This is a genomic window from Shewanella sp. GutDb-MelDb (assembly GCF_002836075.1).
GTDB lineage: Bacteria > Pseudomonadota > Gammaproteobacteria > Enterobacterales > Shewanellaceae > Shewanella.
Genome location: NZ_PJBM01000231.1, coordinates 15,875 through 31,063, shown reverse-complemented (window position 1 = coordinate 31,063; position 15,189 = coordinate 15,875). Strand labels below are relative to the sequence as shown.

Annotated in this window: 15 protein-coding genes; 12 read left to right on the top strand and 3 right to left on the bottom strand. The window is 44.6% G+C overall.

Going from position 1 to position 15,189, the window contains the following annotated elements; translation table 11 throughout:
* The first annotated feature begins 19 nt into the window (after positions 1-19).
* From CXF82_RS13705 to CXF82_RS13685, 4 genes are all read left to right on the top strand, one after another.
* Positions 20-1,471: an alkaline phosphatase gene (locus CXF82_RS13705; RefSeq protein ID WP_257982789.1), complete on the top strand. Its 1,452-nt coding sequence runs from the start codon at positions 20-22 to the stop codon at positions 1,469-1,471.
* A gap of 187 nt (positions 1,472-1,658) precedes the next feature.
* Positions 1,659-2,354, top strand: a complete 696-nt coding sequence (aqpZ, locus tag CXF82_RS13700; RefSeq protein ID WP_101090527.1) for an aquaporin Z — start codon at positions 1,659-1,661, stop codon at positions 2,352-2,354.
* A 134-nt stretch (positions 2,355-2,488) separates the two neighbouring features.
* Positions 2,489-2,869 (top strand): DUF2750 domain-containing protein, encoded by a 381-nt coding sequence (locus tag CXF82_RS13695; RefSeq protein WP_101090528.1) that lies wholly within the window; start codon positions 2,489-2,491, stop codon positions 2,867-2,869.
* A 354-nt stretch (positions 2,870-3,223) separates the two neighbouring features.
* The gene (locus tag CXF82_RS13685) at positions 3,224-3,655 is read left to right on the top strand and encodes a hypothetical protein (RefSeq protein WP_102044352.1); all 432 of its coding nucleotides are present in this window, start codon (positions 3,224-3,226) and stop codon (positions 3,653-3,655) included.
* 87 nt (positions 3,656-3,742) lie between these two features.
* Here the strand turns inward: CXF82_RS13685 and erpA are convergent, their stop codons facing one another.
* Both erpA and CXF82_RS13675 read right to left on the bottom strand, forming a co-directional pair.
* Positions 3,743-4,093 (bottom strand): iron-sulfur cluster insertion protein ErpA, encoded by a 351-nt coding sequence (gene erpA / locus CXF82_RS13680; RefSeq protein WP_101090530.1) that lies wholly within the window; start codon positions 4,091-4,093, stop codon positions 3,743-3,745.
* The gene (locus tag CXF82_RS13675; protein WP_102044351.1) at positions 4,086-4,889 is read right to left on the bottom strand and encodes a DUF6776 family protein; all 804 of its coding nucleotides are present in this window, start codon (positions 4,887-4,889) and stop codon (positions 4,086-4,088) included. Before CXF82_RS13675 ends, erpA begins: the two co-directional genes overlap by 8 nt.
* A gap of 66 nt (positions 4,890-4,955) precedes the next feature.
* Here CXF82_RS13675 and CXF82_RS13670 point away from each other — a divergent pair, with 66 nt between their 5' ends.
* From CXF82_RS13670 to CXF82_RS13645, 6 genes are all read left to right on the top strand, one after another.
* Positions 4,956-6,671 (top strand): chloride channel protein, encoded by a 1,716-nt coding sequence (locus CXF82_RS13670; RefSeq protein WP_180961210.1) that lies wholly within the window; start codon positions 4,956-4,958, stop codon positions 6,669-6,671.
* A gap of 579 nt (positions 6,672-7,250) precedes the next feature.
* Positions 7,251-7,571: a c-type cytochrome gene (locus tag CXF82_RS13665; RefSeq protein ID WP_102038179.1), complete on the top strand. Its 321-nt coding sequence runs from the start codon at positions 7,251-7,253 to the stop codon at positions 7,569-7,571.
* Positions 7,571-8,797, top strand: coding sequence for a sulfite oxidase (locus tag CXF82_RS13660; RefSeq protein ID WP_101090534.1), 1,227 nt, complete (start codon positions 7,571-7,573; stop codon positions 8,795-8,797). The genes CXF82_RS13665 and CXF82_RS13660 overlap by 1 nt, the downstream gene beginning before the upstream one ends.
* Positions 8,794-9,204, top strand: coding sequence for a cytochrome C (locus CXF82_RS13655; RefSeq protein WP_374702312.1), 411 nt, complete (start codon positions 8,794-8,796; stop codon positions 9,202-9,204). Before CXF82_RS13660 ends, CXF82_RS13655 begins: the two co-directional genes overlap by 4 nt.
* A gap of 1 nt (position 9,205) precedes the next feature.
* Positions 9,206-9,613 carry a c-type cytochrome gene (locus CXF82_RS13650; protein WP_102044350.1) on the top strand — a complete coding sequence of 136 codons (408 nt, stop codon included), beginning with the start codon at positions 9,206-9,208 and terminating at the stop codon, positions 9,611-9,613.
* Between the two features lie 325 nt (positions 9,614-9,938).
* Positions 9,939-11,051, top strand: coding sequence for a glucosaminidase domain-containing protein (locus tag CXF82_RS13645; protein WP_101090537.1), 1,113 nt, complete (start codon positions 9,939-9,941; stop codon positions 11,049-11,051).
* Between the two features lie 120 nt (positions 11,052-11,171).
* Here the strand turns inward: CXF82_RS13645 and CXF82_RS13640 are convergent, their stop codons facing one another.
* The gene (locus CXF82_RS13640) at positions 11,172-13,034 is read right to left on the bottom strand and encodes a methyl-accepting chemotaxis protein (RefSeq protein ID WP_102038178.1); all 1,863 of its coding nucleotides are present in this window, start codon (positions 13,032-13,034) and stop codon (positions 11,172-11,174) included.
* Positions 13,035-13,447: 413 nt separating this feature from the next.
* Here CXF82_RS13640 and CXF82_RS13635 point away from each other — a divergent pair, with 413 nt between their 5' ends.
* The gene (locus CXF82_RS13635) at positions 13,448-14,407 is read left to right on the top strand and encodes a bifunctional Delta(1)-pyrroline-2-carboxylate/Delta(1)-piperideine-2-carboxylate reductase (protein ID WP_101090539.1); all 960 of its coding nucleotides are present in this window, start codon (positions 13,448-13,450) and stop codon (positions 14,405-14,407) included.
* A 208-nt stretch (positions 14,408-14,615) separates the two neighbouring features.
* Positions 14,616-15,149, top strand: a complete 534-nt coding sequence (locus CXF82_RS13630; RefSeq protein WP_180961209.1) for an RNA polymerase sigma factor — start codon at positions 14,616-14,618, stop codon at positions 15,147-15,149.
* Positions 15,150-15,189: the final 40 nt, after the last annotated feature.

Below are 15,189 nucleotides of genomic sequence, written 5' to 3'. Positions count from 1 at the left end.
GCCTCCCTTTTTTAGGGGGATGTTTACTATCGAAGCGATGCCGATACTGCTCTTTACTGCCATTATTGTGTTTCAATTTAGGGATATTCCTATGCAGTACTTATTGAAATTCTGCGGGTTACTGTTTCCACTGTTGACCGTTTTTACAGTTCAATCGGTAACAGAGTCAGTACCAATTTCCGCTCAAAGCACAGCCCAAAAGAGTGTTGAACAATCAAGCACTCAAACACCTAAAAACATCATCTACGTCATTGGCGACGGCATGGGTCCAGCCTACACCAGTGCTTATCGCTATTTTAATGACGACCCAGCAACTCAAGCTGTCGAGCAAACCATATTTGATCAGCTCTTGGTTGGCATGTCGAGTACCTATCCCGACGATGACACCTATGTCACCGATTCAGCAGCCGCTGCCACGGCACTGGCCACCAGCCATAAAACCTATAACGGGGCAATCTCTGTTACCAAAGATCAGCAACCTTTAACCACCCTGCTTGAGCAAGCGAAAGCGGCAAACAAAACCACCGCTGTAGTGGTAACCTCTCAAATTAATCACGCGACCCCAGCAAGCTTTTTGGCGCATAACGAATATCGTCGCAACTATGACGCCATCGCCGACAGCTATCTGACCAACCTTATCAATGGTCAGCCAGTTGCAGACCTTATGCTCGGCGGCGGGAAAAAGTACTTTGTCCGGAATGATAAAGACCTCACTAAAAGCTTTATCGACCGCGGCTACCACTACATAGATAACATGGACAACCTCAATCAGCTTACAAGGCTGCCCGCTCTCGGCCTGTTTGCGAACAAAGGATTAGCGCCAGCATTGGGCAGTAAATATCCAGCGCGTCTAATGCAGATGACGGAGAAAGCGTTGCAACTTGTTAGCGCACGTGAGCAGCCTTTCGTCATGATGGTAGAAGCGAGTCAAATCGACTGGTGTGGCCATAGTAATGATATTAGCTGCGCGATGGCTGAAATGGAGGATTTAGCCAAAACGGTGATCTTAATCAAAGCCTATATTGATCACCATCCGGATACCTTGCTGGTGATGACCGCTGACCATTCAACCGGGGGGTTAAGCTTAGGCCGCGCGGGCACTTATCAATGGAAAGGCCAGGCATTGAAACATGTCACTATGATGCCCAATGCAATTGCAGCCAAGATGCTTGAATCTACACAGCCGCTAAAACTATGGCAGCAAGCGACTCAACTCCCCTTAACTGAAGTACAACAAGTATTGTTAACCGCCAATATTGCAACGGCAAAGACAGCAAATAAACCGCTTAAAAAACTCACCCATTCAGTAAAGCAATTAATTGATGAAGTGACCTATACCGGATGGACCACCAGCGGCCACGATGGCGTAGATGTCCCCGTTTTTGCCTATGGCATGGGTTATCAAGCCTTTATCGGTCATCAGGACAATACTGATATTGCCAAGACCTTAATGCAGATGATCGCCCTTTAGCCCCCCTTCGTCGCGCTTGTGCGTCTACTCAAAACAAGCGTGATGAATGTCATCAAAATAACATTTCTTCGAATTATGCTTTATATTCAATAGCGAGTGCGCAAGTTTTATACATAAACCACATAATGAATGGTGAGTGCAGTCTGTTCATTGAGGTATGTCGGTCAAATCAAAAGGATCAGGATTTATGAATATATCTCAAAAAATGATGGCTGAATTTATTGGCACATTGTGGTTAGTGTTAGGCGGCTGTGGTAGCGCAGTAATGGCAGCCGCTTTCCCCGAGGTTGGTATTGGTTTACTGGGGGTTGCATTTGCCTTTGGTCTTACCGTTCTCACCATGGCATTTGCGATTGGTCACATATCGGGCTGCCATTTAAACCCAGCAGTCTCTTTCGGTCTATGGGCAGGTGGCCGTTTCCCTGCATCGGATCTGGCACCTTACATTATTGCTCAAGTTGCTGGCGGCATTGCAGGCGCAGGCATTTTGTACCTGATTGCGTCAGGCCAAGATGGCTTTAGCTTATCAGCAGGCTTTGCCTCAAATGGATATGGTGAGCACTCTCCAGGAGGTTATAGCTTAACGGCCGCGTTGATTTGCGAAATCGTGATGACCCTTTTCTTCCTCATTATTATTCTCGGTGCCACTGATGAGCGCGCACCAAAAGGCTTTGCGCCTATTGCTATTGGCTTAGGCCTAACGCTTATCCATCTGATCAGTATTCCAGTAACCAACACCTCGGTAAACCCAGCCCGTAGCACAGGTCCGGCACTCTTTGTCGGTGATTGGGCATTGTCACAGCTTTGGCTATTTTGGGTCGCACCGATTTTTGGCGCTATATTAGCGGGGACTATTTACAAGTTCTTTAATGCAAAAACATAGCAATAACTAAAAGCAGAGCCTATTCGGCTCTGTTTTCTTTTTCATTCTCCTGCTAAATGTTACTATCCGTTCCAATTCGGCGCATTGCGTGCATAGCTTACGCCCGCCCCATTTAAAATTAAGAGATGTAGACCATGAGCAACAAAAGCAAAAGCATGAAGCAGATTACTGAAATGACGCCAGAATCTCGTTACGACTACCTTGTAGAGCAAGTAACAGAGCACAAGACATTGTGGTCTCTACAGGATGCAGATGGTTGCGTAATGCTAACCACCGATGATGAAGACTGTATCCCAATGTGGCCAACTGAAGAAGCTGCAGCGCTTTGGGCTGTTGATGACTGGCAAGATTGCCAAACATTGGCTATCCCACTTGATGAATGGTTAGAGCGCTGGGTTCCAGGCATGCAAGATGACGACCTTTTCGTTGCTGTATTCCCTGTACAAGAAGATCTCGGTGTAGTGATTCAACCGTTTGAGTTAGAAGAGCGCCTTGCACCAAAAAAGAGCCACTAATTTAGTAAAGCTTCACGGCTAGCAACTTCGTGCTAGCCGTAGCCGCACTAGGGGCTGTTGATCTTTCGAGCTTAGTTTTTGTTCGAATTCAATGATTTTAGTACAAGGCTTGAGCGATGATGCTTAGCTGGCTAAGCGAAAAGCTCGTAACGCATTCTAGTCATAAAAGACTAAAAGCATTGAAACAAACCCTAAGGGCCGCGCTTCTTGGCTATTTTTACGGTGTTGTAGGCTATTTGTGGAGAATGACTAAACGACATAGCCTCTGCCTTGTCAAAATAGCCAATAAACGGCGGCAAAAACAACCGTGAAAGATCTACAACCCCTAATTGTCTGCCTAAAAGAGAATGAAAAGTGGATACCAATAACCCTGTCACCGCTTCCAATACGCTTAGCAAAGTTAACCCGCCGAAACGCCTTATCGCCCTATTAGTCTTTTTGGTACTGATATCCGTCACTGGCCTGATAATGAAGCAAGGGGTGTTGTTTTGTATTCTCACCCTGTTCATGGTGCTAGCCATTATAGGTAAGCAAAAAGCAGGATTAATCATGCTGCGTGTATACACCTCTTTGCAACTGGCCATTGTGAGCATGTTACCTTTAGTACTTTACGATCCTGAAAACTTGGCATCAAGTTTTGCTATCGGCAGCTTTAACGCACAAGTACCTGATTGGATAATATTTAGCATTTTGATTTTGTTAGCGATCGTACAGGTATGGATAGCCTTCACGCGTAAGGTTGGGCAATACTTTAATCGGGAAGTTAACCTTAACATTATGCGTTGACCGATATTAATAGAACAGACACAAAAAAGCCGTCAATTGACGGCTTTTTTATTGAACGACACTTCAGTGCCTAACGCTATAATCAGTTTACACTGAGAAGCTAGCACCACAACCACAGGTTGTCGTTGCATTCGGGTTTTTCACGAAAAAGCGTGAACCTTCTAGGCCTGTAGTGTAATCCACTTCACCACCAACAAGGTATTGTAGGCTCATAGGGTCAACAACTAACTGAACACCCTGCTTCTCTACAGTAAAGTCACCCTCGTTTACTTTTTCATCAAAAGTAAAGCCGTATTGGAAACCAGAGCAACCGCCACCTGTTACGTATACACGTAGTTTAAGTGCGTCATTTTCTTCTTCATCAAGCAAGGTTTTTACTTTTGACGCTGCCGCATCAGTAAAGCGGATTGGCAGAGCATCTTCAGCTTGTTCAGTCATTATTACCTCTTACATCTAATTGCTGTGCAGAATTATCTAATACCTGACCGTTTTGTTCAAGTACTATGCTCTGCTCATTTTCAGTGACTCGTAATTCTTGTGAACTGTATTCTTGTTCAGTTTGTGAACCTTTAGCCCAGCGACTCGCTGGCACGGTAACTTTGGCCTTCACTCTAGACAAGATAAAACCATCTGGCAAAGTGAATTCTGTCTCTAACACCTGAAAATACCTAAACTTAAATTTAAAAGATGCATCACTTAGCTCAGATAACTTAATCGACTTAGGTTTACCGTCTTCAAATCCGATGAATGTCACTTCACTTCGCCCTGACACTGAACGTTTGCGCTTTTCGAGTTGAGTGAGCACTAACTTAAGCCTATATTGACCGGGTATAAGCTCTGCAGATACCTCTAAGCCATTAATCGCAACGCCATCGGCGCTGTTTTCCGGTGCCATGACACTGCGATAAAAAGCCAGTTCTCGCGCTAACGACTGCTGCTTACCCTCTTGCTCAACAAACATAGTGTGCATATTGGCATTAGTCTCTCGCGCTAATGCTAATTCAATATTGCGTGCGGCGAGGATCTTTGCTTGCGCATGTAGCTGCGCTGAAAGCGCCTCAGTTCGATCAGCTGGTTGCTCTACTTTCACTGCAAAATAGCTCGAGCCAACATCAAAGCACAGTGCCCCTAATACTAATGAAGACACTACCAACAAAGATAAATATACGCTTGAGGTACGAAATTGTCGTTCAATCACTTGCAAGCGATCGATCCAACGATGATAATTTGCCATTAAGTAACAGCCCCTTAATAAAAATCTCACATTTCAATGCGAATGTGACAATCAAAAATTTTGGAAATGTCTGTGTATCAAACAATCGTTAAAATGCGACAGCAAACAAAAAAGTATCTCAGCACTGATCTCAAAGATACGCTTTCTCAAGCGAAAGTCAGTGTTCAGCTGTGTTTACTCGCATTGCTTTTTGCGTTGTTTGCGTCAGCTGTCATCCTACTTTTTAGATTGCTCTTAGTGTGGTTTGACACCTATACCCAGACTCAAGCTCTGAATTTTACGGATATCATCGACGACTGGCGAGTGTTATTGCCACTTTTCGGCGCTTTTTTAATTTGGGGTGTGGCAAAGATGGGATCTCAGCGTTATAAACGCATGGGAATAGCCTATGTAATTCATCGTGTTAAGCTGCATTACGGCAAAGTTCCACTGCAATCAGCTCCGGGGCAATTCTTCCAAGCCTTGTTTGCACTTGCCACTAACTTTTCGGTCGGACGTGAAGGTCCCGCCGTTCATCTTGGTGCTGTCAGCGCCAGCGTACTGGCCGAAAAATTTAAACTGCCCGATAACAGTGTTCGCATTATGTGTGCCAGTGGCATCGCTGCTGGTATCGCTGCCATCTTTAACGCTCCTCTCGCCGCAGTGATCTTTGTTTTTGAAGTCGTGTTACGTGAGTACAAAATTCACTACTTTTTCCCGATTATGCTATCTGCCATTTGCGGTGCATTAAGTAGCCAAGTGGTTTTTGGCAACGTCCATGAATTTGAACAGATTGGCGCTGCCGTCATTCCTCTAAGCCAGTATCCCTTGCTCGCACTATTTGGCATTGTGTTGGGTTGCATTGCCGCAGTGTTCAATCACACCTTGCTTAGCGTCACAGCTATGGGGCAACAGTGGCCACTACTGCAACGCTTGTTATTGGCAGGTGCCATTACCACTCTCGTCGGCCTTATATTGCCCGAAGCGATTGGTAGCGGCGAGTTAGCCATTGCAGAAACCATTAGTGAGCATCCCAGCATTCTGTTTTTAAGCGCCATATTGATTGGTAAAATGGTGGCAACGATTGCCGCTATTGGACTCGGGATCCCTGGCGGTTTGATTGGTCCGCTTTATGGCATAGGGGCGTTGCTCGGCACTATCTTAGCCTTGGTTTGCGCTATGTTTTTTCCGTCTATCGCGCCTTATATTGGCTTATACACCATCATTGGTATGACAGGCATGATGGGCGTCTGTTTAAGCGCGCCACTTGCCGCGTTAGTCGCTCTAATAGAGCTGACTGATAATGCCTCTATTATTTTGCCATCGATGTTTGTGGTTATCCCGGCATTTTTGATTTCACATCAAGGATTTAAAACCAAATCGATTTTCTTCAAACAACTTGAGATTATGGGCCTTGGATATAAAGTGGCTCCGGTTAATTTAGGGTTGCAAAAAGTCGGTGTTCGTCACCTTATGGACAAACGCTTCGTGATTATTAGTAATAATGACGAGCTGCTGCTTGAGGTGTTAAAACGCGCAGAAGGTCGCTCGGTGTTAGTGCGCAATGCCATAAATGAAGTCGAGATGATACAACTTGAGCTGCAAGCCAGTGATGATGCGACGACGTTGACTCGCCACCCCATTCAAGGAGTACCTGATACCGCAACGCTCAATGAGGTGTATTTAATTTTGTCGAAAGCACGACGAGGCGAGGTTTATATTTATCAAGAAAATAAAGACCATATAGTCGGTGTCATCAACTGGGCCTCGTTGCAAAAAGAGATCAGTTTAGGCCAAGTTTAATGAATGAGTTTAATGGCTGCTTTACTGAATGAGTTTAATCGTCATTAAACGCTCTTCCCTACAGAAAAACAACAACTATCTCGCGTTGATTATTAGCCAGTTTTAAACAATGGTTAGCGCCATGTTAGGCCATAAATAATCAATATTTTTGCGACCTAACACCCTCTGAAAACACCATCTAAATGACTCCGCAAACACTTTTCCCGTCGCTCCTAACTGCTAAAGCCCCTCTAGTCAACATTCACTCACCAATAACTAAACCTGCAACCAGGTTCGTATTAATAGGTTAATTCTAGTTATAAGAAGCAATTTACATTCTACTAAATGGGTTCTTTTATAATTTTTCACAACTTTTTACAGGCTAAAGATCACATTTATCTGTAGTTTTACGATCTCAATCGCCGCACCGGTTAGCGATGTACATTTTCATGTGCAGTTCCAAAAGGCGTTGGCAACTATTGCGTACATGAAACATGTCGCAACGGGTTAGTGAGCAAAAACATCGTCAGATAATCACGTTAAAGGCATCGAGCCTTCGGCGTAAAAATAGCAATAATATCATCCCGAAAAGGGCTACCTATGAGTGTAATGAAGATTAAGTTAGCTGCGTTTATGTTAGTACTTGCTCCGCTTACTGGGCAGGTGCAACAAGCACAGGCACAAGAGAATCAAAAACTGCTCAATATGTGTATCGCCTGCCATGGTATTGATGGCAGCAACAACTACGGCTCTATCCCTAATTTAAAGGGCCAAAATGCGCAATATATGATTGAACAGCTTAAACAATTCAAGTCAGATCAACGTCAAGATAAGACAATGAGCAAAGTCGCCAAACTGCTGACAGAAGAGCAGATGCAGTTTATGGCACATTATTTTAGCACTGGGAAGGAACAATACTGATGGCAATCGATAGACGTAATTTTTTAAAAGGGGCTGTCGCCACTTCGGTAACTGCAATGCTCCCAGCAAGTTGGGCATTTGCCCAAAACCGCCCAGCTGGAATGGCACCACTTGATGTGTCAGCGGTCACTTGGTCAAAAGTAGATGACCTACCTAGCCACTTTAAAGTATTAAACTCCAACCCATTGAATGCCTTTCCCCCAGAGCATTTGCTTGCACCGGTAAAGACCCCTGCCGACGTTGCATTTATTCGTTGGAATGGACAGATGCCAGACTTTGCTAGCATTAATCCCGACACTTGGGAGTTCACCGTTGACGGTGAGTCGATTGAAACCCCAAAAACCTACACCATTGCTGAGTTAAAGGAAAAATTCAAAACCGTGACCCAGCAGTTGGTACTAGAGTGTGGCGGTAATAGCCGTGAGAACTTCTATCCCAATGCCAAAGGTAACCAGTGGAGTAATACCGCTGTGTTCTGCGCCGAGTGGACCGGCGTATTAGTCAAAGACGTACTCGCTGACTGCGGCGTAAAAAGTGATGCCGTGTATACCGCTCACTATGGCCTCGATAAACACCTTAGTGGTAAGGGCGCAGCTATTTCACGTGGCGTTCCTATTGAAGCTGCCATGAATGAAAACGCGATGATTGCTTGGGGCATGAATGGCGAGGATATCCCTTATATGCATGGATATCCTCTACGTATTGTTTTCGGCGGCCGCCCAGGATCCGTATCTCAAAAATGTGCCATCGGCATGGGTGTTCGTGATCGTGTTCACGACGGTAAGAAGATGGGTGCCCCCGCTTATCAAGTACCAAAGAATCCTGTTGCGCCAGGCGAGAAGGTCGACAATAAAGACTTTAAAATTATCGAAGAGATGATTGTTAAGTCTCTTATCACTGCACCGCAAACTGGCGGTGAGTTATCGCTAGGCGATAAATTACAGGTTAGCGGACACGCCTGGGCGGGTACTCGTGATGTAGCTAAAGTCGAAGTCAGCTACGACTATGGCACCACATGGCAAACGGCATCATTAACCAAAGCCGTTAACCCGATGGCATGGCAGCAGTGGAGCATTAATATAACACTGCCTCAAACGGGTTATTACGAGGTGTGGGCCCGTGCAACTGATATTAAAGGTGATAGCCAACCTATGGTACAACCACAGTGGAACCCTAAAGGATACCTCTTCAACGGTTGCCATCGAGTAGCAGTAAGGGTCGTATGATGAAAAAAGCACTCTTATTAGTAGCAGTGCTGAGCGCGATGTCATTACCTGCCGCTATGGCGGCAGATACCGCCCCAGTCAAAAGCTATCCGATTGACCCCACTACGGGTCTTATCATGGCACCTGGCTGGGAAGTGGTTAAGCATCAATGTAACGCATGCCACACCAGTCTTATCATTCCACAGAATGTCGGCAGTCGTGAAGTATGGCGCGAGACGATCCAATGGATGATCGATACCCAAGGTCTTTGGGATCTTTCTGATACTTGGGACCCTGTACTCGATTATCTATCGACCTATTACAACGAAACTGAGATTGATATGAAGATCTTCAGACGTAAGCCATTAGATGCAGACAAAATGCCACCAATGCCAGTGGTGTTGTCATCATCGAACAAGGATCATTAATATGGCTAACCGTATATCAAAGGCCATATGGGCCAGTACGCTAATATCAGGGTTACTGTGCAGTAATGTTCAAGCTACAGATAGCTCATTTAAAGACACGCTTGCCGTTGCCGAACTAAAACTGGATAGCAGTGTGCTTAACTATCAAGCCGATGCAAGCCAAGGGGAGATTCTGGTTAACCAGCGTTGTATTGCTTGTCATGGAGACGCCATGCTTAAAATAATGGCAACTTACCCTAACCTAAAAGGCCAAAAGGGCGCTTACTTGTTTAAACAGTTAGTCCAGTTTAAGCGCGGTGAACGTACTAACCCCATTATGCAAGGCCAAGCGGGCATGCTTTCTGAAACTGAAATGAAAGATGTGGCTTACTATTACTCCCAGCAAGTCGCTGCTGATTTGAGCAAGTAATCCCATATTCTCGCTATTAAAATGAAAGCCCAGATTAACCCTCTGGGCTTTTTAGTGCTTGCCAATGAGCCTTGCACAACCTGTTGTGATAACTTGCAAAACAGCTTAACTACTTCAGATATCGTTATAACATGTAAAAATATAGGTGTTCTTACGCCATAACCCGCTCGAAAACAGACCAATACCATCGTCATGTTTCGCCACAATAAAGCGCCAACTTTACAAATGAGTAACAATAAAGGAATATTGAATAAGGATCGACTAGATTTAGACTGTAGCAATAACCTTGATACAGCCTCATCGCTATCACCTAAAGGACGCTTCGATGCTTAGAAAACCTCAGACCCAACTTGCTCTGCTTGCCGCCTCAGTCCTGCTGTTACTTTATGCTGCTAACTCTCAGTTCAATCCCGACAACAGTGACGCAGTCATTAATACTCCAGCACCCGTCACTAGCGCTAAAGTGGCACTCAAAACCCAAGTTAATCAAAGTAAATCAGAGCCCGATAAAACAGGTTCAGTACAGCAACGCATAGTCGCAGCTGATCTTGCTACCGCTTCAAATTCAACTGAAACCCAAATGAGCTTTATTAATGTCTCAGATGCTCGCCCCACTAAAGCACCTAAAGAGATCAAAATAAACTCACTTGATGAATTGTCGTCACTGTTTGATTCGCTAAATTATAATACTCAAAGCTGGATCGATGGCAATCGAGAGGTCCCTAGGCTAACGTTTGAGTCGGTCAGCGAACGCTGGCAGGAAACCTCTAACAATATCCCCGTGCAGCAAAAGAAGATGGTATTTTTCAGGCTAATCGCACCGCTTATTTTAGTTGCGAATGAAAATATCCTCTTAGAAAGGCGCTTAATTGAATCAGCACCATTAGATGATATTGTATTGCTCAATATCGCCGCTAAGTATCGGATAATTACCCGCCTTGACCAGACGATTACCGAGCAGCAGAGACAGATGTTATTAGAGGAGATAGACATACTGCCGCCGTCATTAGTATTAGCCCAAGCGGCTGAAGAAAGTGGCTGGGCAACCTCTAGATTTACGGTCGAAGGCAATGCATTTTTCGGTCAATGGGATTTCAGCGGTAATGGCATGATCCCGAAACAGCAACGTAAGGAGCTTGGCAATTATGGCTTAGCCCGTTTCGACACGCCTTTAGCATCCGTTGAGGGCTACATGCTCAACCTGAACACCAATAATGCTTATAAAAAGTTACGTAGCCTAAGGGCCAACCTTCGTGCCAGTAACGCCGCTATTACCGGCATTGAACTGGCGGGTACTTTAGACAAATATTCAGAAAGAGGCCAAGCCTACATTGATGGGATAAGGCAGATGATCCGTTATAACAAGTTAGACCAAGTTGACGAAGCCTACTTAAGTGACGCTGCGCCGCTACACCTGCTTTCAAGTGCCGACCAATAGCGGGGGTTTCAAGAGAGTATCAACACTGCTAAAACACTGCATATTTAACCAACGCAAAAGTAAAAAGGGTTAGCTTATTCAGCTAACCCTTTCGAAAGATGAAACTTTACCTTTAAGCTTTTACACCTTAAATTTACTCACGGCGTGCAGTAAAAACTCTGCCCGTTCTTTAACATTCTCAGTCGCTGATGAGTTCGCAACCGCTCTATCAGCGGTCTCTTGCGCAATATCTCTAATAACAACCACATTTTTATTCACTTCAGTCGCCACCATGCTCTGCTCTTCAATCGCAGCCGCTATCTGAGTGCTCATGTCCATTATATTAGTAACATCGCTGTTTATCAGCTGTAGAAGTGCCCCTGCAGAAGCAGCTTGCACCGCGCTTTCATCACCTTGAATTCGACTAGCTTCCATCACTTTCACAATAGAGCGAGTTCGGCTCTGTAAAGTCTGAACAATGGCAGAGATCTCTTCGGTAGACTCTTGGGTTCGCATGGCTAAACTACGCACTTCATCGGCCACAACAGCAAAGCCACGACCCTGCTCGCCTGCTCTTGCAGCCTCAATAGCCGCATTCAATGCGAGTAAGTTAGTCTGATCTGCTATCGACTTAATCACACCAAGCACTCGGCCGATAGTCTCACTGTCCTTTTCGAGCTCATTGACAACAACTGCAGATTGATTGATTTGCTGTGCCAAAGACTCGATTTTTTCAATGGTTTGCTCGACACCTCTTTGACCTAGCAGTGCATTATCATGGGTGCTACTAGCCTTGTTAGCTGCCAGTTCAGTATTTTTAGCGATCTCTTCAATGGTGGCACCCATCTCGGTGATTGCGGTGGCGACCATATCAGTTTCATTTAATTGGCTTATCACACCTTCAGATGCCTGAGTGACATTACCGGCGAGATCTTGGCAAGACTGATTCATGGTGCCGACGGATGTTGTCACCTGTTCAATCAACTCTTGAAAACTTTCTACCATGCTATTGAAGTGTTTAGCGATTTGTCCAAGTTCATCATCACTACTCTCATCACATCGCATCGACAGATCTTTATTCACTTCAATCTGAGTGATAATTGCGGTGATCTGTTTAACAGGGTCAATAATACTGCGAATAATCAAAAAAGTTGCGCCAGATAACGCCAGTGCTATCAATACTGCTATCGACAAACCTAAGTAAAATGCAGACTCTTCCTCGTCTTGAATCGCAGTGTTGGCTAACGATTCAAGCTGCGCCAATGCACGATCAGTATTAGCAACCGCTTGCCTTAACTCGCCCATTTGACCTTGGGTGACAGATAAGCCGAGTTGCTGCTCTTTAGTGACCAGCTGTTTAAAATCTGCATTATACTGCTGAATGAGTGTGCTGATCTGCTGTTTAGCGGCAGGAGTAACGGTCGATTGAGCTAACACGGTCTCGAAATTAATTAAGCCATCATCAAACTTTGCCACGTAACTTTGGCTGCGCCTGAGCATAAAGTCTTTTTCTGCTCGACGTAATTGCAGCATCTGCACCATTAATGCGGGTTGATCGTATTGTTTAACCAGAGACTCGACTTGATGAACCGCATCACGCAGTGCGCCGTATAAACCCGCCTTTGGTGTTAATCCCATCTGCTGGTGTAACCCTACCACCTTGGTGAATGTGCTTACATAGATAGTAAGATCGCTATTGAAGTTAGCAAGCGCTTGAGTCGGAATGCTGTACTCAGTAAATACGCGGTCCAATTCTCGGGTGAGTAACTTAATGTCATTATGATTCGATTGATGCTTATCGACGTATTTAAGATCCAACCTCGCCAAAAAATCTTTCTCGTCACGGCGAAGGCTCAACACTTCACTTTTGAGACTCGAGACCCCCTGAGATGCTTTAGACAGTTCAGACTGAACTTGACCAAAATAAAGCTGTAAACCAAACATAGCCCCTAGTGCAGCAATAGATACCGCAGCGCTTAAAAGCAACTTGTGGCGAATTAACATATAAACCCCAACAGCAAGATGAAAACATCTAATGAGTAACATTTACGAAGGGCGCGATTCTACAACATTAAACCAGTTAACACCGTATATTTAATCGTTAACACTAGCCGTTAATAAAATAGCAGTACGAAACTATCTTGAGCACTAAAACCACAGTCAATTCAATACCAATAATGAATTGATTTAATTACAGTTTACGGTCCATTTTAACGGTTAAAAAATACTTAGTTTACGTTATCTCAGCCTCACGCCCATTAATCACATGACTGATAAATCAAAGATGAACTCTTTTGGAGTTGCACGCTGTTCGTACTGTTGCTGGTCACGCAAAATTAACCATATAGCAATATAAAGTTGATTGATTCATACTGCGACAACTAATGATATAAAATATACCGTTTTCAGGAGCCCTTATGCTAGTCATCAATGCCGAGTCTGTGCACCAGTCTTTAAATTTTAATGAGCTTGTCGACGCGCTCGACGAAACATTCTCTCGTCCCGCAGGTATGCCCCAAAGGCAGGTTTTTAGTCTGGATGAGTCAGCAAGCCACAGTGATGCATTTGCGGTATTACCCTCTTGGAACGACAAAACCATTGCCGTTAAAGCCTTTACTTACTTTCCGGGTAATCCACAAAAAGATCCTAAGCTCGCCAGTCTCTATTCTAAAATATTAATTTTTAATCGGGTCACCGGTGAGCCACAAGCATTAGTCGATGGTACCAGTGTGACATATTGGCGCACGGCGGCCGTTTCTGCACTGGGTAGCCGTTATTTGTCGCGTGAAGATTCAAGCAAATTACTGGTATGTGGTACCGGTAACTTGGCGTCATTTATGGCATTGGCTCATGCTAGTGTGCGGCCGATTACCCAGATTAGCGTTTGGGGACGTAATCAAGATAAAGCGCATGCGACAATGGCGCTTATCCGCAATCAACGTCCTGACATTGAGGTTATCTATTGTGACAATCTCGAAGCCAGCGTACGTAATGCAGACATCATTAGCTGTGCAACAGGCTCTCCTACACCGCTGTTTCCTGGCGAATGGGTTCAAGCAGGCACCCATACTGACTTTGTCGGCAACCACAACCACGATCGCCGTGAATGTGATACAACACTCATCCAAAAATCGGCAGTATTTGTTGATTCAAAGATCAATGTCTTTGCCGAGGCGGGAGAACTACTCATTCCAATTGCAGAAGGGCAATTTTGCTTCGATGAGGTCAAGGGCGAACTGGCACAATTGAGCCAGTCTACAATCTCCGCGCGCGAAAGCGCTGAGCAGATAACCCTATTTAAAACCGTAGGCACTGCGTTATCAGATCTTGTCGGTGCTCAACTGGTCTACGCCAAATTAACTTCAGCTGAGTCTTAATTTTTATCCGGTGAGGCCACTGATACTGGCCTTATTGCTAGCATCATTTCTTATCTCCTCCTCCTAAAATAGCATCCCATCTGGGCATATTCCCCCTCATTAATTAAAGCGGCGATGACGCTAAAAATAATTTATTTTATTTTCGTTTAAACCTTTTTATAGGTTAGCTTTGTCTTATCTATATCGGTAAGCACATAAGGAACATGTAGTGACAGCACAAATAAAGGTCTTGCAGCAGAGTTCATTCAACGAGCCGGATCTTATCGATAGTGCAAAAAAAGGCGACAAAGCTGCATTTAAACAGCTTTACCAACAACACCATCAACGGGTGTACGCGCTATGTTTTCGCATCACCGGTCAAGTTGCCTTAGCTGAAGATGCCACTCAAGACTGTTTTGTCACCTTGTGGCAGAAATTGCCGCAATTTAAAGGCCAAAGCCAATTTACCACTTGGTTGCACAGTTTATCGGTTAACCAAGCGCTCAATAGCCTCAAGAAACATCGTTCGTTTTGGTCTCGATTTGTAGCATCAGAAACTGATGCTGAAGCGGTACAAGATGAATATGAAGATCTCGACAAAATCTTAGTTAAATTGCCAGAAAGAGCTCGAATTGTTTTTGTACTATTTGCACTTGAAGGCTACAAGCATGAAGAGATTGGTCAGCTAATGGGAATTGCGTCTGGCACCAGTAAAGCGCAATACCATCGAGCGCAAAAGTTACTAGCGCAGATGTTGACATAAATATAGCGCTAGGTCTAAAAATCTCCATTTTTAAACTACT